Origin of the sequence: Cellulosimicrobium sp. E-16, assembly GCF_049913115.1 — a bacterium.
In the GTDB taxonomy this organism is placed as follows: Bacteria; Actinomycetota; Actinomycetes; order Actinomycetales; family Cellulomonadaceae; genus Cellulosimicrobium.
The window spans coordinates 1,700,406-1,720,213 of record NZ_CP183974.1 but is presented as its reverse complement, the minus strand read 5'-3'; the positions used below and the strand labels follow the sequence as shown (position 1 = coordinate 1,720,213).

Annotated in this window: 20 protein-coding genes, 1 other RNA gene and 1 pseudogene; 3 read left to right on the top strand and 19 right to left on the bottom strand. The window is 72.6% G+C overall.

The genetic code is table 11. The annotated features are described in order from the left end of the window. Position 1 precedes the first annotated feature (1 nt). The 3 genes from ACN9MS_RS07510 to ACN9MS_RS07500 form a co-directional block, all read right to left on the bottom strand. Positions 2-1,309, bottom strand: a complete 1,308-nt coding sequence (locus ACN9MS_RS07510; protein ID WP_426311367.1) for an extracellular solute-binding protein — start codon at positions 1,307-1,309, stop codon at positions 2-4. A 198-nt stretch (positions 1,310-1,507) separates the two neighbouring features. Further along, positions 1,508-2,668, bottom strand: a complete 1,161-nt coding sequence (locus ACN9MS_RS07505) for an ROK family transcriptional regulator (protein ID WP_082141568.1) — start codon at positions 2,666-2,668, stop codon at positions 1,508-1,510. A 132-nt stretch (positions 2,669-2,800) separates the two neighbouring features. Next, entirely contained in the window at positions 2,801-3,664 is an 864-nt protein-coding gene (locus tag ACN9MS_RS07500; protein ID WP_426311366.1) for a PfkB family carbohydrate kinase, read from the bottom strand. Between the two features lie 171 nt (positions 3,665-3,835). Between ACN9MS_RS07500 and ACN9MS_RS07495 the strand changes: the two genes are divergently transcribed. Continuing rightward, complete coding sequence (locus ACN9MS_RS07495; protein WP_426311365.1) at positions 3,836-4,819, top strand: DUF4349 domain-containing protein; 984 nt, start codon at positions 3,836-3,838, stop codon at positions 4,817-4,819. Beyond that, the gene (locus ACN9MS_RS07490) at positions 4,812-5,174 is read left to right on the top strand and encodes a hypothetical protein (RefSeq protein WP_426311364.1); all 363 of its coding nucleotides are present in this window, start codon (positions 4,812-4,814) and stop codon (positions 5,172-5,174) included. Before ACN9MS_RS07495 ends, ACN9MS_RS07490 begins: the two co-directional genes overlap by 8 nt. An 82-nt stretch (positions 5,175-5,256) precedes the next feature. Here ACN9MS_RS07490 and ssrA read toward each other — a convergent pair. The 16 genes and pseudogenes from ssrA to ACN9MS_RS07410 all read right to left on the bottom strand — a co-directional run bounded on the left by ssrA (position 5,257) and on the right by ACN9MS_RS07410 (position 18,352). Beyond that, positions 5,257-5,623, bottom strand: a transfer-messenger RNA (tmRNA) gene (gene ssrA / locus ACN9MS_RS07485). 138 nt (positions 5,624-5,761) lie between these two features. Then, on the bottom strand, positions 5,762-6,175 hold the full coding sequence (locus ACN9MS_RS07480) for a hypothetical protein (protein ID WP_047234046.1): 414 nt from the start codon (positions 6,173-6,175) through the stop codon (positions 5,762-5,764). A 102-nt stretch (positions 6,176-6,277) separates the two neighbouring features. Beyond that, positions 6,278-6,748, bottom strand: coding sequence for an SsrA-binding protein SmpB (smpB, locus tag ACN9MS_RS07475; protein ID WP_047234045.1), 471 nt, complete (start codon positions 6,746-6,748; stop codon positions 6,278-6,280). 201 nt (positions 6,749-6,949) lie between these two features. After that, a complete protein-coding gene (locus ACN9MS_RS07470; protein WP_426311363.1) occupies positions 6,950-8,332 on the bottom strand; it encodes a peptidoglycan DD-metalloendopeptidase family protein in 1,383 nt (460 codons plus the stop codon). Position 8,333: 1 nt separating this feature from the next. Beyond that, positions 8,334-9,245, bottom strand: a complete 912-nt coding sequence (gene ftsX, locus ACN9MS_RS07465; RefSeq protein WP_047234060.1) for a permease-like cell division protein FtsX — start codon at positions 9,243-9,245, stop codon at positions 8,334-8,336. A gap of 224 nt (positions 9,246-9,469) precedes the next feature. Then, positions 9,470-10,150: pseudogene (ftsE, locus tag ACN9MS_RS07460) on the bottom strand (cell division ATP-binding protein FtsE); the annotation flags it as partial. A 162-nt stretch (positions 10,151-10,312) separates the two neighbouring features. Further along, positions 10,313-11,425, bottom strand: a complete 1,113-nt coding sequence (gene prfB / locus ACN9MS_RS07455; protein ID WP_378232033.1) for a peptide chain release factor 2 — start codon at positions 11,423-11,425, stop codon at positions 10,313-10,315. Positions 11,426-11,501: 76 nt separating this feature from the next. Then, entirely contained in the window at positions 11,502-12,638 is a 1,137-nt protein-coding gene (locus ACN9MS_RS07450) for a hypothetical protein (protein WP_426311362.1), read from the bottom strand. A gap of 136 nt (positions 12,639-12,774) precedes the next feature. Beyond that, complete coding sequence (locus tag ACN9MS_RS07445) at positions 12,775-13,389, bottom strand: hypothetical protein (RefSeq protein WP_378232037.1); 615 nt, start codon at positions 13,387-13,389, stop codon at positions 12,775-12,777. Positions 13,390-13,577: 188 nt separating this feature from the next. After that, on the bottom strand, positions 13,578-14,003 hold the full coding sequence (locus tag ACN9MS_RS07440) for a hypothetical protein (protein WP_378232039.1): 426 nt from the start codon (positions 14,001-14,003) through the stop codon (positions 13,578-13,580). 65 nt (positions 14,004-14,068) lie between these two features. Beyond that, positions 14,069-14,548 (bottom strand): pilus assembly protein, encoded by a 480-nt coding sequence (locus ACN9MS_RS07435; protein WP_426311361.1) that lies wholly within the window; start codon positions 14,546-14,548, stop codon positions 14,069-14,071. After that, entirely contained in the window at positions 14,545-14,952 is a 408-nt protein-coding gene (locus tag ACN9MS_RS07430) for a TadE/TadG family type IV pilus assembly protein (protein WP_426311360.1), read from the bottom strand. The genes ACN9MS_RS07435 and ACN9MS_RS07430 overlap by 4 nt, the downstream gene beginning before the upstream one ends. 1 nt (position 14,953) lies before the next feature. Continuing rightward, positions 14,954-15,169 (bottom strand): hypothetical protein, encoded by a 216-nt coding sequence (locus ACN9MS_RS07425; protein ID WP_426311359.1) that lies wholly within the window; start codon positions 15,167-15,169, stop codon positions 14,954-14,956. Positions 15,170-15,253: 84 nt separating this feature from the next. After that, positions 15,254-16,195, bottom strand: coding sequence for a type II secretion system F family protein (locus tag ACN9MS_RS07420; RefSeq protein ID WP_426311358.1), 942 nt, complete (start codon positions 16,193-16,195; stop codon positions 15,254-15,256). Continuing rightward, positions 16,192-17,052, bottom strand: a complete 861-nt coding sequence (locus ACN9MS_RS07415) for a type II secretion system F family protein (RefSeq protein WP_426311357.1) — start codon at positions 17,050-17,052, stop codon at positions 16,192-16,194. Before ACN9MS_RS07415 ends, ACN9MS_RS07420 begins: the two co-directional genes overlap by 4 nt. 1 nt (position 17,053) lies before the next feature. Then, complete coding sequence (locus tag ACN9MS_RS07410; protein ID WP_426311856.1) at positions 17,054-18,352, bottom strand: CpaF family protein; 1,299 nt, start codon at positions 18,350-18,352, stop codon at positions 17,054-17,056. 199 nt (positions 18,353-18,551) lie between these two features. On the opposite strand from ACN9MS_RS07410, the gene ACN9MS_RS07405 reads away from it, so the two are divergent. Beyond that, positions 18,552-19,778, top strand: coding sequence for a pyridoxal phosphate-dependent aminotransferase (locus tag ACN9MS_RS07405; protein WP_426311356.1), 1,227 nt, complete (start codon positions 18,552-18,554; stop codon positions 19,776-19,778). Positions 19,779-19,808: the final 30 nt, after the last annotated feature.

The window sequence follows — 19,808 nt, the reverse complement described above, 5'->3', positions numbered from 1 at the left end:
CTCAGCTGTTGAGGATCTCCTCGATCTTCGCGTCCAGGTCAGCGGCGACGGTCTTGACGTCGTCACCGTTCGCGATCCGCGTGAAGGCGGTCTGGAGCACGTTCTGCGCCTCGACATCGGCCCACTTGGGCGACGGCGGGGTGAGGCGCGTGTTCGCCGCGGCGGCGACGCCGGCCTGGGCGATCGGGTTGTCCTGCGGGACCTCGCTCGAGAGCGAGACGCGGGCCGGGATGAGGCCGTTCTGAGCGAGGATCGTCTGGTACTCGTCGCTCATCATGATCTCGAACGCCTTGAACGCGAGCTCAGGGTTGTTCGACTTCTGCGCCACCGCGATGTTCGAGCCACCGGCGAAGACCTGCGCGGTCGTGCCGGCCTCCTTGCCCGGGAGCGGGAAGGCCGTGAGGTCGGCGCCGTAGGTCGAGGCACAGCCGGGGACGCCGTCCGGCGTCTCGGGCTCCTCCGGGGCGTTGATGGACCACTGGATCCACGTCGGCGCCGAGAGGAACGCGACGTTGCCCTCGCAGAACGGCACCTGGAGGTCGGTCTCCTGACCGTCCTTCGGCGCGAGCGACGCGTTGAGCATGAGGTCCTGGACCTGCGCGAGACCGGCGAGGCCGCCCTCGGAGGAGAAGCCCGCCTCCCACTCGCCGGCGTCGTTCTGCTCGGCGATGAAGCCGCCGTTCTCCCACACGAACGGGAGCGCGTTGTACCAGTCCTGGCCGGGCCAGTAGACGCCCGAGCGCGTGTCGGTCTTGAGCGACTTGCCCAGCGTGACGTACTCGTCGAGCGTCGTCGGGACGGTGATCTCCGAGCCGATGGCCGACGGCGAGTAGAAGACGGCGCGCGAGCCCGCGTAGTAGGGCAGGGCGTAGTGCTTCTCGTCCCAGTCGCCGGCCTCGACGAAGCCCTGGAGCAGGTCGTCGCCGCCGAAGGACTGGAACTCCTCCTCCGTGATCTCACGGAAGAAGCCCGCGGAGGTGAACGCCGGGGACTGCGTGTTGCCGACCTCGACGACGTCCGGGCTGTCGGAGCCCGAGAGCGAGGTCGTCAGCTTGTCGACGAGGCCGGTCCAGGACTGCTCCTCGATCGTGAGGGTGCTGCCCGGGTTCTCCTCCTCGAAGGTCGTCTTGAGGTACTCGCGAGCGGCGTCGGGCGTGTCCGAGCCGTTGAGCCAGACGCGGATGTCGCCGGTGGCGGCCTCGTCCGAGCCGGTGTCGTCGCTCCCGCCGCCGGTGCTGCAGGCGGTCAGCGCGAGCGCCAGGGTGATCGTCGACGCCACGGAGGCGGCGACGAGACGGTTCCTCTTCACTGGGTGCTTCCTCTCGGTGTTTCTTGGTGGCGGCGTCGATGACGCCACCGGAGGTGTGGCAGGAGTCCTGCGTAATAGAGCACGTGCAGGGGTACTGCTTTCCTGGGGATGCTGCTCTGGGGTTCCCAGGAGGTCTGGGGGGCTGGGTCGGGGCCCGGCCCCGGTCGGGCGGTGGGGGTCAGTCCGAGCGGCGTCGGCTCATGAGACCCCCAGCTGTCCGGACAGGACGAGGACGGCTGCCCCGGCAAGGACGACGTCTTCGTCGAGCGTGGCCATCCGCACCTGGAGCCCGCTGCCGATGACCGGCATCGTGCGGGAGCGGATGGTCTCGAACGCCGCCTCGCGCAGGGGCCCGTCGAGCAGGTCCGCAGGACCGCTGACGAGCACCTCCGCGAGGTTGAGCGCACTGACGACAGGTGCCAGAGCGATGCCCAGCGTCCTGCCCACCGACGCCAGGACGGCGTCGGAAGCCTCGGTGTCGAGCCCGTCCACCGCGCGGCGCAGCGCCGGCACGGACAGGACGGTCTCCAGGCAGCCACGGCGCCCGCAGGCGCACGGCTCGCCGTCGTCGACGACGGTCACGTGACCCAGCTCGCCGGCCGCGTCCGCGTGCCCGCGCACCCGTGCGCCGTCGACCATGATCCCGGCGCCCACACCCTCGCCCACAGTGAGGACGAGCAGCCCGTCGCCGGCCGCGCCACCGAACGTGAACTCGCCGAGCGCGGCGATGTTCGCGTCGTTGGCCACGTGGACGGCGAGGCCGAGCCGCTCGGTGAGCTGCGCGGCGAGCGGGACGTCGTACCAGCGACGGTTGGGCGCCTCGATGACGCGTCCCTCGGCGTCGACGACGCCGGGCGAGCCGATCCCCACGCCGATGACCGGCTGGGTGGCGGACGCGATGAGGCCGCGGCAGAAGCGCGTGAGGAGGTCGACCAGCTCGGTGCCGGTGCGCCCGTCGACCGCCAGGCTCTGCCGGACGACGAAGTCGCCGGTGAGCGTGAGGACCGCGCCGCGCAGCACCTCGTCGTCGGTGAGGTCCACGGAGACGATCTGGTACGCGCTCGTGCGCATCCCGACGAGGATCGCCGGCTTGCCGACACGCTGGCCCGGGCGGACGCCGAGCTCTTCCACCAGGCCCTCGGCGATGAGCACGGAGACAAGGTCGGAGATGGTCACACGAGTGAGGGACGTGGCGCGCGCCAGGTCGGCGCGCGAGGTGGGTCCCTCGTGGAACAGATGCTGCAGCACGAGGGACCGGTTGTGGGCCCGAGCGTGCTCGGGCAGCACCTTCGAGGTCGGCCTGAGCCCTGTGCTCAGACGCCTCCTCGGTGCTCCGGTCCCGGTGACTGCCGTTGTCATGTTTGTTAGTAGACTGCCTTTACTAAGTGGCTGTCAACTTCCTCGCGGCTTCGTGACCGAAATGTTGCCGATCGGCCCTCACCACGGGACCTGGGTCCCGTGCGGGGCGGCCCGTCGACCCGGCGGTCCGCGTCAGGGCGAGCCCGCCACGCCGACCCAGCCCCGCGCGCCGGGGTGCTCCACCGAGCGCGACGCGACGACGACGGCCTGCTCGAGCGCGACCCGCCACGACGCGCCGCGCGCGGCCTCCGCCGCGAAGGCCCCGTGGACCACGTCCCCCGCTCCGAGCGTGTCGACGACGCGCTCCGGCTCGGGCACCGCGACGTCGTACCGCTCCCCCGCGTCGAGCACCTCGACCGGACCCGGACCGCGGGTACGGGCGACGAACCGCGGACCGAGCGCCGCGACGGCGGCGAGCACGTCGCCCGCACCGACCCCCGGTGGCCGGAAGTCCGCCGACACCACGACCGCGTCGCACGAGCCGATCATCTCCGCGGCGTCCGGCTTCCACGACCCGCCGTCGAGCACGACGGCCGCGCCCCGCTCGCGCGCCTGGTGCGCCGCCGCGAGCGCGAGGCCCGGCAGGTGCCCGTCGAGCAGCAGGACGTCGCCCGGCCCGATGCTGTCGAGGAACCCGGGGCCGCCCGCCACCGCGCGACCCGCGAGGTCGTCGAACCCGGACGCGTTCGTGCTCACGACGGCCCGTTCTCCGGTGGCCCGCGTGACGAGCACGGTCGAGACGGCGAGGCGCCCGCCGTTCGTCCCGGCCGCGGCGTCGACGAGCTCGATCCCGCAGTCCGCGAGCTCGCGACGCACGACCTCCGCGAGCGGCCCGCCTCCGACGGCGGTGACGAGCCGCGTCGGGACGCCCAGCGCGACGGCGGTCGCGGCGGCGTTGGCCGCCGGCCCCCCGAAGGTGGCGGCGACGGACCGCGCGACGACCTTCTCGTCGGGTCGCGGCAGCGCGTCGACGACCTGGACGACGTCGAGGGTCACGAGACCGCAGCACACGAGCACGCGCCCATCCTGCCGTGCCGGAGCCGGGGACCGCGCCGCCGTCCACGGTCCGGAGTGGCACGCTGCGGTTGGATCACGACCAGTTCACAAGACGGTCACGATGTCGCGCGCGGTGTCCGGTTCGCACGCTTGGCCCCCTACTCTCGCAGCATGCGGACCACTCGCCCCCTCGCCGTCGTCGCGGCGCTCCTGCTCGGCGGCGCTCTCCTGGCGGGCTGCTCCGCGTCCTCGGGCGACATGGCGTCCCTCTCCGCGGACGACGGCGGCGCGGTCTCGGAGGTCGCGGAGGGCGGCGTCGCGGACGCCGCCGAGGACGCGTCCTCGGGGGTCGCCCCGGGGGACGAGGACGCCGGCACCGCGGCGGAGCGGGAGATCGTCACCACGGGGTCGGTCACGGTCGTGGCCGACGACCCGGCGGTCGCGGCCGACGCGGTCGCCGACCTCGCGGAGAGCGCGGGCGGCCGGGTCGAGAGCCGGCGGCAGTCGGAGCCCGAGGGCGACGCGCGCGCGTCAGCGGAGCTGACGATCCGGGTGCCGTCGACGCAGACGACCGCCACCGTCGACGCCCTCGACCAGGTGGGCGAGGTGCGCGACCTCTCGATCGAGGCTGTCGACGTGACCGGGACAGCGCGCGACCTCGACGCCCGGGTCGACGCCCTGACGACGTCCGTGGAACGGCTGCGCACGCTCATGGGCGACGCCGCCACGACCGCGGACCTGCTCGCCGCGGAGCAGGAGCTGACGACACGACAGGCCGAGCTGGAGTCGCTCCAGTCGCAGCGAGCGGCGCTCACGGACCAGGTCTCGATGTCGACCCTCCACGTCACCGTCGTGGAGGTCGCGCCGACCGAGCGGCTCGCCCCCGGCGGCTTCCTCGGGGGTCTTCAGAACGGCTGGAACGCCCTGCTCACCACGCTCAACGGGCTCGTCGTCGTCCTCGGCGCACTGCTCCCGTGGCTCGTGGTCGCCGGGGTGGTGCTGCTCGTCGTGCGCTGGGTCCTGCGGCGGTTCCGGCGGCGAGCCCAGGACGGCGGCACGCCGCCAGCCGGCGCCGACCGCCCGGGGCCCGACGACGCCCCCGACGCTCCCGCCGCGAGCCGCGGTCCGCTCGTCGGAGCGTCCACCCATGACTGACCCGACGATCGCCGAGACCTCGTCGTCCGGGCGCGTCGCCCGCCTCTGGCACGACCCGGACGACGGCGAGCCGCGACCGGTCGGGCACCTCGTGACGCGCGTGTGCACGCACTGGGACACCGTGGGGCCTCACGCCTTCCCGCGGCACGTGAACCCCGAGCCGCGCGTCCAGTGGCGCGCCCACCTGGACGGCGCCGACCCGGCCCTGGCGGAGGACCTGTACAGCGACGACCCCGAGGCGCCGCCGCTCCCCCGCGAGGACGGCGACGGCCTCGTCGTGCGGGGGCGCCGGCTGCGGGTCGAGTGGCTCGACGGCGAGGAGGCGGCCGCCGCCTGGGCGCAGCACGGGTGGTGACGGGCAACCCGTCTCGGGCCACGAACAGCCCGCCGGGACGACGACGGCCCGCACCCTCGAGGGGTGCGGGCCGTCGCCGCAGGGGTGGAGGTGCGGGGAATCGAACCCCGGTCCGGTGACGCCGATCGAGGACTTCTCCGGGCGCAGTCTGCTGTCGTTTTTCTCGGCCCCCGCACTCACGCAGACAAGATGCGGACGGGCTCAGTCACCTGAAAGTCCCCGCAGCCCCGATGACGAGGACTACGAGCAGTGGCTCTCTAGATGACGCCAGGATCCGAGTCGAGAGCTAGCTCGGGCTGACGGACTTCGGGGCTCGCTCAGGCGGCGAGGGCGAAGTCGGTGCGCTTGTTATCGGCACCTGTGTTTTGCAGACATCGTTTACGAGATAAGCCTGCATCCTCGGCCCGCTTCTCCTCGAAGCACGACCACCGTCGAAACCGATCACCCCCTGTGGAGTTGTCAATCACCGCGCGGCTCCCGGGCGGACCCGGTCCTCGCTCAGCAGGACAAGCCTACGGGATGAACGTCGGTCGCCGCACCGATATTTCCGCACCTCCCGGACGCGGCCCGGCTCGCGACGCCGGCGGCTACTTCTTGCGGCTCAGGGCGTCCACGAGCAGACCGCCCGCGATCCCGAGGAGGAACACGTCCTTCGCGAGCCCGGTGCCCTGCTCGGTCGGTCGCACCCCGTCCTCGCGCGTCATGCCCGGGGTCTTCAGGTACATGCCCACGAGCCCTGCCGAGAAGACGCCCAGGCCCACGGCCACGAGCCCGGTGGGGACGAACGGGGCGACGAGCGCCGCGCCGAGCGCGATCTCCGTGGTCGAGAGCGCCTTGGTGAACTGCTTCGGCTCGACGTCCCCCAGGAACGAGTAGGTCCCCGCCGCCATGCCGTGGATCCCCTGCGCGGTCGCCTCGTCCGCGCCGCGCTTGTTCAGGCCGGAGTTGAGGATGTACGCGCCCGCCGCGAGGCGCGGGATGTACTGACGGAGCTTGACCATGGGGCCTCCTGGTTCGTGGTCGTCGTCTCGCCCTCGACCGTACGTCGGGGGCGACGACGTCACCAGCGGGTGGGGCCGTCGTCGGCCAGGAGGCGCCCGGGGTCAGCGCAGCTCGCGCTGCCGCATGGCGCGCTGCGCCTCGCGGTTGTCCTGCTTCTCACGCAGGGCCTGGCGCTTGTCGTACTCCTTCTTGCCGCGGGCGAGCGCGATCTCGACCTTGGCCCGCCCGTCGAGGAAGTACAGCGCGAGGGGCACGATCGTGTGGCCCTTCTCGCGCGTCTTGGACTCGAGGCGCAGGATTTCCTCCTTGTGCAGGAGCAGCTTGCGCTTGCGACGCGGTGCGTGGTTGTTCCACGTGCCCTCGGTGTACTCGGGGATGTGGACGTTCTCGAGCCAGGCCTCGCCCCGGTCGACGGCGACGTAGCCGTCGACCAGCGAGGCCCGCCCCATCCGCAGCGCCTTGACCTCGGTGCCCGACAGGACGATCCCCGCCTCGTACACGTCCTCGATCACGTAGTCGTGGCGTGCCTTGCGGTTGCTGGCGACGACCTTGCGGCCGGTGTCCTTCGCCATCCGTGTCCTACCGTCCTTCGCTGTCGTGTCGTCGCCCGTGGTGCATGGCCCCCGGACCCGCGGACCGGGTGCGGGGCCGCCGTCGTGCCGGCGCCCCAGCGTACGGGTGCCCGGCCACGCCCGGTACCGATTATCCCCCGCGGCCGGACGCCGCGGGTCGGGCAGCGGCGCACGACGCGGCCGGGCTCGAGCGGACGCCGGTCAGCCCAGGACCGACATCGGGTCGATGGTGGACCCGTTGACGTACACCTCGAAGTGGAGGTGGCACGCCCCCGACAACCCGGTGTTGCCGGAGTAGCCGATGACCTTGCCCTTCTCGACCTTCTGCCCGGAGGAGACCGCGAAGCGCGTGAGGTGGTTGTAGCTCGTCATGAGGTTCTTGCCTCCGACCGTGCCGTGGTTGATCAGCACCTGGTTGCCGAAGCCGTTGCGCCACTGGGCATGGACGACCGTCCCGGGCCCGGCCGCCATGATCGGTGTCCCGCAGTAGGCGCGCAGGTCGGTCCCGGCGTGCAGGCGGTAGTACCCGAGGATCGGGTGGAGCCGCATCCCGTAGCTCGACGTCACGTGCGGCACCGCGGTCGGGTACGACAGGAAGCTCGAGATGCTGCCCCGGTCGCCCCCGGACGAGGACCCGCCACCGCCTCCTCCGCCGCCACCGCCGCCCGACGACCCGCCGCCGCCGCCGGACGACTGCTGCTGCTGCTGGCGCCGCGCCTCCTCCTCGGCGGCCTTGCGGTCGCGCTCCGCCTGCTCGGCGATGATCCCCTTGATCTCCTGCTGGAGAGACTGCTGGGCCGCCTCGTTCTCGGCGACCTTCGCCTCGGCCGCGGCCTTGCGCTCCTCGATCGTCGCCTTCTTCGCCTGCTGGTCGACGATGAGCTGCTCGACCTCGGCCTTGCGGTCCGCCGCGGCCTTGCGTGCCGCCTCCGCAGCGACGAGGTTCTCGTCCGCCTGCTTCTTCAGGTCGGCGACCGTCTCGCGCACCGCTTGCAGGCGCGCCTCCCGGTTGCGCGCGACCGACTCCGCCTCGAGGAGGTCCTGCAGCGAACGGGACTGGCTGCGCGCCGCCGTCGACGAGACCGCGTACTCCTCGATGAACTCCTCGGTGCTCTCCGCGCCCGTGACGATGCCGAGGCTCGACACGTCGCCCTGACCGCGGTACGCCTGACGCGCCATCTCCGCGATGCTGGACTTCGCGTCGGCGACCTCGGTCGCGCCGCGCTCGATCTCTGCGCTGATCGCGGCCTCCTGCCCCAGCGCGTCCTCGAGCCGCTGGGCGAGCAGCTCCGCCTCGCGCTGGGTCCGCTCGACCTCGGCCTCGGCCGCGTCCAGCTCGGCCTGGGCGACGGGCAGTCGTGCCTCGATCGCCTGGAGGTCGACGACCGCCTGCGCGAGCTCGGAGTCCGTGTCCTCGAGCTCGGACTGGAGCTGCTCGCGGTTGCCGAGGATCTCGGACTGGCGCCGTTCCGCTGCTGCGCGACGGTCGTCGATGTCGTCGGCGGCGGCCGACGCGACACCCCCCACGAGGAGCATCGTCGTGGCGATCAGGGCCGCGGTCGCGCGGCGGAGGTCCCGGGTCATCTCACACCCTCGTGTGCCGGTTGAGCGTGACGACCGAGGACACGGCCGCCAGCAGGAACGCGATGCCGACGAGGACGGGCGCGATGCGGAGCACGTCCGACTCGTCGACGTAGGCCACCCACGTCACGGACTGCGACAACCAGTCGGTGACGAGGTACTTCACCCCCACCCACAACCCGCCGACCGCGAGCAGCGCACCCAGCACGGCCGCGATCGCCCCCTCGAGGAGGAACGGGAGCTGGATGAACAGGTTCGACGCCCCGACGAGCCGCATGATGCCGGTCTCCCGGCGACGGCTCAGCGCCGAGAGCCGGATCGTCGTCGTGATGAGCAGCACCGCGGCGAGGAGCATGACCGCGGCGAGGCCGGCGGCGAGGAGCGACGCACGGTTGAGCGCGAGGAAGAGCGAGTCGAAGATGCGCCGCTGGTCCTCGACCACCTCGACCCCCGGGCGCCCGGTGACGACGTCGTTGACGACCTCGTAGTTCTCCGGGTTCGTGAGCTTGAGCCGGAAGGACGCCTGCATGTCGTCGACGGTGAGCTGCGTGCCGAGGTAGCCGTCCGGGTACCGCTCCTGAAACGCCGCGAACGCGTCGTCCTTGGACTCGAAGTACACGGTCTGGATCTCGTCGGCGAGCTCGGACTCGAACACGTCCTCGAGCGCGGCGATCTGGTCCGGGGTCGCCTCGCCCGCGGCGCACGTCGGCGAGGGCGATCCCGTCGGGCACAAGAAGACGGACACCTCGACCTTGTCGTACCAGTCGTCCTTGAGCTTGCCGATCTGCGCCTGGAGGAGCATGGACGCGCCGACGAACGTCAGCGACACGAAGGTCACGAGCACGACCGAGACGGTCATCGAGACGTTGCGCCGCAGGCCCTGGCCGAGCTCCGCGAGGATGAACTGGAGTCGCACGCCGATCACTCCCCCGCCGTCGCCTCGACGTGGCGACGCACCGAGCGTCGCGACGGCGGCTCGGCCGGCTCCTCCTCGGCGGCCGGCCGGGCCGCGACCGGCTGCGCGCGCGGGACGGTCGTCGTCGGCGCCGACTCCGGTGCAGTGCCGGTCATGGCGCCGGCCACGGCGCCGGTCGCAGCACCCGGGGCGGTGCGGTCCGGGTCGGGGATGACCTGCCCCCGGGCCCCGTACGCGCCGTGCGCCTGGTCGCGCACGAGCGTGCCGGTGTCGAGCTCGATGACCCGGCGCCTCATCTGGTTGACGATCTCCTCGTCGTGCGTCGCCATGACGACGGTGGTCCCGGTGCGGTTGATGCGGTCGAGCAGGCGCATGATGCCGAGCGACGTCGTGGGGTCGAGGTTCCCGGTCGGCTCGTCGGCGAGCAGGATGGGCGGCCGGTTGACCATGGCGCGCGCGATGGCGACGCGCTGCTGCTCGCCGCCGGAGAGCTCGTGCGGACGCCGCTTCTCCTTGCCGGCGAGGCCCACCATCTCGAGCGTCTCGGGCACCGTGATCGCGATCGTGTGCCGCGGCTTGCCGATGACCTGGAGCGCGAACGCGACGTTCTCGAACACCGTCTTGTTCGGCAGGAGGCGGAAGTCCTGGAAGACGACCCCGATCTGTCGCCGCAGCTTGGGCACGTTCCAGCTCGACATCGACCCGAGGTCGCGGCCCGCGACGAAGACCTTCCCCTTGGTCGGGCGCTCCTCGCGCAGGACGAGGTGCAGGCACGTCGACTTGCCGGAGCCCGACGCGCCGACGAGGAAGACGAACTCGCCGCGGCGAACCTCCATCGACACGTCGTCGACGGCCGGCCTCGCGCCGCGCGCGTAGACCTTGGTGACGTTCTCGAAGCGGATCACAGCGGCACGTTCCTCGGGTCGGGGGTCGATCCGTGGACGAACGAGGTTCGTCGCACGATCCCGAGGGTAGGCACGCGTCTCCGGCCCGGCGGGGCGGACACGCCGCGCCCGGGCGCATCGACCCGTTGCTCGGATCAACCGCCCGGGTGGGCTCGCGCCGGGTCAGGCCTCCTGCTGCGACCCGCGTCGCCAGCGGATCCCGGCCTCGATGAAGTCGTCGATGTCGCCGTCGAACACCGCCGACGGGTTGCCGACCTCGTGCTCGGTGCGCAGGTCCTTGACCATCTGGTACGGCTGGAGCACGTAGGAGCGCATCTGGTCTCCCCAGCTCGCCTTGATGTCGCCCGCGAGCTCCTTCTTCTTCGCGTTCTCCTCCTCCTGGCGCACGAGCAGCAGGCGGGACTGGAGGACGCGCAGCGCGGCGGCGCGGTTCTGGATCTGCGACTTCTCGTTCTGCATCGACACGACGATCCCGGTGGGGATGTGCGTCATGCGCACCGCGGAGTCCGTCGTGTTGACGGACTGCCCGCCCGGTCCCGAGGACCGGAAGACGTCGACCTTGATCTCCGACTCCGGGATCTCGATCGAGTCCGTCTGCTCGATGAGCGGGATGACCTCGACGGCCGCGAACGACGTCTGCCGCCGGCCCTGGTTGTCGAACGGCGAGATGCGCACGAGGCGGTGCGTGCCCGCCTCGACCGAGAGGTGGCCGAACGCGTAGGGCGCCTTCACCTCGAACGTGGCCGACTTGAGCCCCGCCTCCTCGGCGTAGGACGTGTCGAGCACCGTGGTCGAGTAGCCGTGGCGCTCGGCCCAGCGCAGGTACATGCGCAGGAGCATCTCCGCGAAGTCGGCCGCGTCTACGCCGCCCGCACCCGCGCGGATCGTCACGACGGCCTCGCGGGCGTCGTACTCGCCGGCGAGGAGCGTACGGACCTCGAGCTGGTCGAGGTCCTTGCGGATCGCCCCGACCTCGGTCTCCGCCTCGACGAGGGTGTCCTCGTCCTCCATCTCCTGGCCCATCTCGACCAGGGTCTCGACGTCGTCGATGCGCTGTCCGAGCTTCCTCACCCGCTCCAGCTCGGACTGCGCCGCGGAGAGCGCCGACGTCACCTTCTGCGCGGCGTCCGGGTCGTCCCACAGGTCGGGGGCCGACGCCTTCTCCGAGAGGTCCGCGATCTTCGCGCGCAGCACCTCCGGGTCGCTCACGCTCTCGATGGACTCGAGCGTGCTGCGCAGCGCCTTGATCTCGGTCGGAAAGTCGATGGTGGCCACGAGGTTCAAGGTTACGCGACCCCGCGCGCGGTCCGCGCCGTCGGGCCCGGAGACCCGGCCCGACGGCGAGGGGCGGTCAGGCCTTCGGCTCGCCCTTGGCCGAGGGCGCGGCCGTGCCCGACGGCGCGGGCTCGCTCCCCGCCTGCTGGCGGCCCTCGTCGCGCGCCCTCGCGAGCATGGCCTCCAGGCGCTGGCGCCGGCGGCGGCGGTCGTCGCGGACACCGATGATCAGGACGACGACGATCGCGACGAGCAGGAGCTGCGGCCACGGGACGGCCCAGGTCGTCACGGTGACCGTGACGGGCTCGAGCGGTGCGTCGACCTGGTCGTCGTCCACCGTCGTCGGCGTCACGGTGATCGTCGAACGGACCGGGCCGAGCGGCCACACGTTCGACGTCTCGACGCGAGAGCGTTGCGAGCCGCCGGGCAGGACCTCGGGGATGTCCGCGGCCGAGCGGTCGGTGGAGACCGCACCGAAGAAGCCGGTCGTCGCGACGTCACCCTCGGCGCCGAGGCGCACGTTGCCGTCGTTCGCGACGTCGTAGGAGACCGTCAGGTCGCCCGCCGCGAACGGGTTCCACGACGGCGTGTAGGACGCCTTGACGTTCTCGACGGCGAGGAGCGGCTGCACCTCTCCCGTGACCCGCGTCGAGACGCGGAAGCCGACGCGGCTCTCCACGCCGACGCTCGTCCCGCCCTCTCCTTCGCCGGTGCTCTTCACCGTCGCGGCGATGCCCGCGACGTGGTCCCCAGGGGTGGCGTTGTCCGGCACGGCGACGGTGAACGGCACGACGACCGTCGCGTCGGGCGCCACCTCGACCGAGTCCTGGACCTCGATCCACGTCCCCGCTCCCGTCGACTCCCGGTCGGAGGGCAGCATGTTGAACCGGCCCTTGGGGTTGATGTACCCGTCGGCAGCCTGGATCGAGAAGGTCACGGGAACGTCGCTGAAGTTCGACACGGCGAGGTGCTCGGACGCCGACGCCCCGGGGTCGAGGACCAGCTCGACGCGGGTGCGTCCGTCCGGCCCGTCCGCGTCTGCGGGCTTGACCCCCCAGGTGATGACGTCCTGGGTGTCGAGCGGCAGGGTGCTGCTGGTCGCGGCGCCTGCCGGCAGCGCAGGCGCGAGGGCCGCGACGAGGACCGCGCCGGCCGCGGCGAACCAACGGGCGAACCGGCGCGGTCGGTGGCTCAGGTGTGGTGCAGGGTTCACGCAGGTGCTCTCTCCGTACGACGGCGGGCCGCCCACCCGATCCGACCTGGAGCCGGACGAGTGGAGCGGCCCGCCGTGGACTGCTCGGTCGACGGTCGACCGTGGCCGACCGTCAGGTCACGAGGACCGGGTGTGCTCAGTCCTCGAAGAGGGAGAGCGTGATCGTCGAGGAGTAGGCGCCGGCGGCGACGTCCTCGGCGGTGCGGAGCGTGAGGCCCGCGTTCGCGGTCCAGGAGCCCTCCGGGTTGACCTCGGCCGAGTCGAAGGCCGACACGAGGAGGTCCTGCTCGGCAAGACCCTCGCCACCCTCGAGCGCGGGGTCGACACCCTCGCCCGCCTCGACGAGGCCGCTCTCGCTCTCGCTGACGAGCGACGGCGCCCAGCCGAGGTTCGACGCCGCGATCGTGCCGGCGTCGCCGGTGAAGTCCGAGGCGCTGCCCACGACGTACCAGTACGCGCCCTCGGCAACCTCGGTACGCGTGTCGGTGACGGTGACGTCCGGCAGGGTGCCCGTGAACTCACGGGTGCCGTCGACCGTCGAGTCCTGCTCGGTGAGCGAGGTCGCGTTCGAGGCGACCGAGAGGGCGAGGTTGCCCGGCTCGACGTTCGACTCGATCTCGACCGAGACGTCGACACCCTGGTCGTCGCCCACCTGGTCTGCGGAGGCAGCGGACGCGAGGGCGACCGTGCCGATGAGCATCGCACCGAGGGCACCCCCGGCGACGAGCTTCTTCGTTGCTCGTGCGTTCATGTTGTAGCTCTCCATCGTTGGAGTTGTTGTCGGACCGGATCACCATAGCGGCGAACCTGGGGTTTTGACAGGTCCCAACCAGAAGTGGCCATCCAAAGTTAAGAAAGTAAACAAAGGCGCGGGGCATGCTCACGCGTCGTTGCGAACCGTCCCTTCCTGGATGCTCGTCGTCGAACAGCAACAGGTGCTCACCACGCTCTGGCACGTGACTCTGCACGCACGATGATGCCATCACTCCACGCCTGGGTCACCCAGCTGATCATCGCGGGTCGTGACCGCGCGGCGAGACTCACCGTCGCGGTGCGCCCGTCCGCGGTCGACGCGTCCGTCACCACGACGTCATGGAGACCGTCGAGCGCCCCGGGATTCCGCGCGAGGTAGTCCTGGACGTCCGACCGGATCGAGGAGTCCGTGAGCGTCAGGACGCCGCTCTCGACCGGTGCGGTGGCGGCGCCCGTGTAGAACGACTCAGGTGCCATCGAGTCCGCTGCCGTGAGAGCGAGCGCGTCCGCGAGCTCGTACAGCCGCTTGCGCTCGAGATGCACCTGCGTCGCGCTCACCACGACCGTGACCAGCAGCAGCGCGAACGCGACGAACGCCGTGGTGAGGAGCATGATCCGCCCGTCCTCCGACCCGTCCGACGGAACCCTCCGCCGCGACAGGTCACGACCCGCGCGCGTCACGGCCGCCTCGCGGCGTACTCGTCGACGGACGCGACGTGCCGCGCCTCGACCGGGACCGAGAGAGGCACCGCTGCGCGGACGAACGGCGGGACGAGCGGCAGCGGCACCTCGAACTTCACCCGCGCGACGACCTCGGCCCCGGGCTCGAGACAGGGCGTGGCGGAGCACGAGATCGCCAGCACGTCGGCGCCGGCCCGAAAGCCCTGGTCGTCGAGCGCGAGCCTGGCGGCCGCCTCGGCGAGCCGCGCGCCGTCGTCCGCGGACGGCGCGGTGACGACGGCCCGCGCAGCCTCCCGCGAGGCGCCCTCGACCGCGAACGTGGCCGCCTGGAGCCGCCCGGCCGTCAGCACGAGGTACACCACCGGCAGCAGCAGCACGAGGGCCACGCCCAGGAACTCCACGACCGCGCTCCCCCGCTCCGCCCGCTGCCCACCCCCGGTGAGCCGGGCGAGCAGCACCCGCAGCCGACGGATCACGGCGCCTCCTCGAGCGCGTGCCCGTCGACGGTCACCACGCCCGCGGGACCGAGAAGTCCCACCACGGGGAGCGGCGCCGCGACCGTGACCTCGACGACCGGGAGGCCGTCGACGACCGTCTGCCGCGCCACGACGTCCTGCGCGTAGCGCGGCGAGAGCGCGGCCGTGATCAGCTCGCGCGCCCGGACGACCCCGTCCTCCGGGTCGCGGTCGGCGCGGCCGGCGACCCGAGCACCCTCGGCGGCGCAGTCCACCAGCGTCGCCCGCACGTGGACCGCGAGCGCCACCTGGACGACACCGAGGAACAGCACGAGCACCAGCACGGACACGAGAGTGAAGTCGACGACCGCCGATCCGCGCTCGGCGGCGTCGGACGCCGTGCCGGGAGCATCACCGTCCGCCACGTCAGGGCGCGCCCACGCTCGAGATCGCGTTGCTGAAGGCTTGGGTCAGCGCCGGCCCTGCGACCGCCCACAACGCGATGACGAGTCCCGCCGTCATCAACGTGATGAGCACCCACCCCGGGACGTCCCCCCGCTCTGGTTCTCCGCGCACCAGCCGTCCGAGCGCCTCGCGCCCTGCTCGCCGCGCACCCTGCGTCCTGTGACCCCACCCCTGCATGGTTCCCCCTCGTTCGTTCGTTCGTCGTCGGTCGTGCCGTCTCGGGCTGTGCGGGTGTCGAGCGCACCCCGGGGAGCCCCCCGCTCAGAACCCGAGCCGCAGCGTGGCGAGCGACGGATACACGGCGAAGACCACCGTCACGGGGAGGATGAGGAAGACGACCGGGATCATCATCGCCACCTCCTTCTTGCCGCCCGCCTCCATGAGTGCGCGACGCCCGGACTCGCGCACGTCCTGCGCCTGGGCGCGCAGGACGTCGGCGAGCGGGGTCCCGCGCTCCACCGCGACGGCGACTCCCTCGGCGAAGCGGGTGAGGCTCGGCAGAGCGGTCCGGTCGGCGAGCTGCTCGAGCGCTCGCGCGAGGGGCGTGCCGGAGCGTACCGACGCCAGGGTCGCGCGCAGCTCGCCCGAGAGCTCCCCGCGGGCCGCCGTCGCGACACGCTCGAGCGCCGCGACCGGGCCCTCGCCGGCGTTCACCGCGAGGGCGAGCAGCTCGGCGACGGTCGGGAACTCCGCGAGCATGCGGTGCTCCCGGCGTCGCACCGCGCGGGTCAGGGCGTGGTCGCAGGCGAGGATGCCTCCCACCCCGCACAGCAGCGCGAGGAGCACGAGCAGCACGACGGACGAGCCCCGCGTCGCGGCGAGGACGATCGCGAACAACGTGCCCAGGGCGAGCCCGACGACGCCCCACACGAGCTGGCGTGCACGGAACTGCTCGACACTCTGACGACGGCCCGCGCGCTCGATCCGACGGCGGACGTCGGAGGACGTGGAGCCGAGCCGCTCGAGCGCCCGGCCGGCGTCGGCGAGCACCGGCGCGAGCAGACGCTCGACCGTCGGGAACGGCGTCCAGGTCGGCTGGTCGCGGAGGAGCACCGACGTCCTGTCGTGGGTACGCAGGTAGGGCGCGAGGCGCTCGTCGAGCCGGATCGCACGACCGCGGACACCGGCCGCGACGAGCAGCACCCCCACCCCGCCGAGCGCCCCGACCGCGGCACCCGACACTGACACGTCGAGCACGTTCATCGGAGCACCCTCTCCTCCTCGGGCAGGCGCCCGATCCGCAGCATGAGCTGGTACGCCGCGGCGGAGCAGGCTGCTCCGACGGCGAGGACGAGCGCTCCCGTCAGCGAGTTGTAGGCCGCCGCCGTCTCGGGCCGCGTCGCCAGGAATCCGAGCACCACCCAGGGGCCCGCGACGGCGAGCCGCGCGCCGTTCACCGTCCAGGACTGACGCGCCTCGAGCTCGCCACGGGTCCGCGCGTCCTCCCGCAGGAACGCCGAGAGGGTGCGCAGGAGCCGCCCCAGGTCCGTCCCGCCCACGTCGCGCGTCAGCCGCAGCGACTCCACGATGCGGTCGGCCACCGGGTCCGCGAGGCGGTCCTTGAGCCGGTCCAGACAGTCCCCGAAGCGCCCCGAAGCGCGATAGTCCAGCGCGAACCGGGCGAACGGCTCCCGCAGCTCCGCCGGCCCACGCTCGCCCAGCTGGCCGACGGCCTCGGGCAGCGACAGGCCAGCGCGGACGCCGGAGGCGAGGTGGTCCAGCACCTCGGGCCACACGTCGCGAAGCCGCGCCCTCCGGCGTCGGGCGCGGGAGCGCACGAGGAGCACCGGCAGCGACGCGGCGATCGCCCCGAAGCACGCGGCGATCGTCACCGACCCCGCGAGGACCGTCGCGACGAGGAGGACCACGAGCCCCACGCCCGCACTCGTCGCCACCAGAGCGCCCGGCGTCACGGAGGGCGCACCCGCCTGCACGAGGAGGTCCTGGGTACGGGCCGCCCAGCCGTCCGCGCGGCGCTCCCGGGGCGGGCCTGGCGTCCAGAACGACCACCAGACGCAGAACAGGCCCGCACCGAGCAGGAATCCCACGACCACGCCCACGTCAGCTCGCCCCCGACCACGCCGTGCTCGCCGAGTCAGCCTCCGAAGCGTCCGCGACGAGCGCGCGCCCGGGGTGCAGCACGGCTGCCAGGTCGATCCCCGCACGCGCGAACCGGTCCGCGCCGGGCGGGAACCCGTCCGCCCGCACCAGGCGGTCCCCGGCCCGGACGAAGATCTCCGCGGCCTCCACCACGCCCTGCTCGACCCGCCCCGTGACGCCCAGGACCTCACGCACCACCCTCCGCCCGTCGACGTCGACGCCGAGGTGGACGACGAGGTCGATCGCGGACGCGACGGTCGGCACCACGAAGCGGTCGGAGACGTTCTCGCCCGCGAGCAGCGGCAGCGTGCACATCTTGGTGATCGCCTCGCGGGCCGAGTTCGCGTGCAAGGTGCACATCCCGGGAACTCCCGCGTTCAACGCGACGAGGAGGTCGAAGCTCTCCGCCTCGCGGACCTCCCCGATGACGATCCGGTCCGGGCGCATGCGCAGCGCCTCCTTGACGAGGCGCCGCAGCGGGATCTCGCCGGTCCCCTCGAGGCTCGGCTGGCGGCACTGCATGGACACGACGTCCCGCACGGCGAACCGGAGCTCGAACACCTCCTCGCACGTGACGACGCGCTGCGTGGGCGGCACCGAGCCCGCGAGGGCGTTGAGCATCGTCGTCTTGCCCGCCTGGGTGGCGCCCGCGACGAGGATGTTCAGCCCGGCGCGGACCGAGGCGTCGAGGAACGCCGCCGCCTGCGGGGTGAGCGAGCCGAGCCGCACGAGATCATCGAGGTGCGACGCACGGACCACGTGCTTGCGGATGTTGACGGCCCACGCGGTACGCGTGACATCCGGGATCACCACGTGGAGCCGCTCGCCGCCAGGCAGGGAGGCGTCGACGAACGGGCTGGACAGGTCCAGGCGGCGGCCCGACGAGCGCAGCATCTGCTCGACGAGGTCGCGCACCTGCTCCGCGGTGAGGATCGTCGTCGTGAGCTCGGACCGACCACCCCGCGCGACGAACACCTGCGAGGGCGCGTTGATCCAGATCTCCTCGATCTCCGGGTCGTCGAGGTACGGCTGGAGCGGTCCGAGGCCGGCCACGGAGTCGACCACCGCGCGGCCCGCCGCCGTCGGGTCGGCGAGCGGCGCGACGGCGCCGAGCGCGCTGCGCGTCTCGTAGTCGGCGACCGCCTCGCGGACGAGCTCGTCGACCGCCGCCCGGTCCCGCACGGGGTCCACCCCGCGCCGCCGGACGAGCTCGCGCACCTCGCCCTCGAGCACGCCGACGGCGTGCGTGTCCGTAGACATGTCGAGCATTCCCCCTGCTCTGCTGGCCGGCTGCCTCGCCGGACCGAAAGACCTGACCGAGAGAGTAGGGCATTCGCGCGTCTCGCGGCAGTGCCCTGTGGACACCGCCGGCGGGAGCCTCGGGATCACGGCGAGCACCCGCCAGGAACCCGCTCGCGGCGTCCCACATCGTGGGCGCGGGCACGGCTAGGGTCGGGGCATGACCGACCTCCCGCCCGGCCGCTGGCAGGCCGCCGCCCGCGCTACCGGCCTCCTCGGAGCGGACGGCGCGGTGGCAGCGACGGTCTTCGCCGAGATGACCGCCCTCGCGCACCGCACGGGGGCGATCAACCTGGGGCAGGGCTTCCCGGACGTCGACGGCCCGGCGACGGTCAAGCACGCGGCAGTCCGGGCGATCGAGGAGGGCCACAACCAGTACCCGCCGGGTCCGGGCATCCTCGAGCTGCGCAACGCGATCGCGAGCCACCAGTACCGTCACTACGGGCTGGACCCCGACCCGGAGACCGAGGTCCTCGTGACGACGGGCGCGACGGAGGCCCTCGCCGCGACGATCCTCGCGCTGGCCGGCCCGGGGGACGACGTCGTCACGCTCGAGCCGTTCTACGACTCCCATGCCGCGTGCATCGCGCTCGCGGGGGCGAACCACGTCACCGTCCCCCTCGTGCCCGGCCCGGACCGCTTCCGCCTCGACCTCGACGCCTTGCGCGCGGCCGTCACCGACCGCACGCGCCTCATCCTGGTGAACTCGCCCCACAACCCGACGGGCACGGTGCTCGACCTCGACGAGCTCGACGCGATCGCGGCCGTCGCGCGCCGCCACGACGCGGTCGTCGTCACGGACGAGGTCTACGAGCACCTGACGTTCGACGACGCCCGGCACGTGCCGATCGCGACCCTCCCCGGGATGCGGCAGCGCACGATCACGATCTCCTCGGCCGGCAAGACGTTCTCCTTCACCGGCTGGAAGATCGGCTGGCTGCACGGGCCGGAGCCGCTCGTCACCGCCGTCCGGACGGTCAAGCAGTTCCTCACCTACACGTCGGGCGCGCCGTTCCAGCCCGCGATCGCCGACGCGCTGTCCGACGACGAGACCCCGCGCGCACTGGCGGACTCGCTCGCCGCGCGTCGGGACCTGCTGTGCGAGGGCCTGGTCCGGGCCGGGTTCGACGTCGTCGTGCCGCAGGGCACGTACTTCGTCATCGCCGACGGCGCCCCGCTCGGCTTCGAGGACGGCGCCGCCCTGTGCCGCGAGCTGCCCGGCCTCGCGGGCGTCGTCGCCGTCCCCGTGAGCGCGTTCTGCACGCCAGGGTCGACGACGGCCCGTGCACTGGGCTCACGCGTGCGGTTCACGTTCGTCAAGCGTGACGACGTGCTGCGCGAGGCGGTGGGACGACTCTCCCGTCTCAGCGAGGCGCCCCGCGCCTGACCGAGCCTCAGAGCGCCCGCCGAAGCGCGA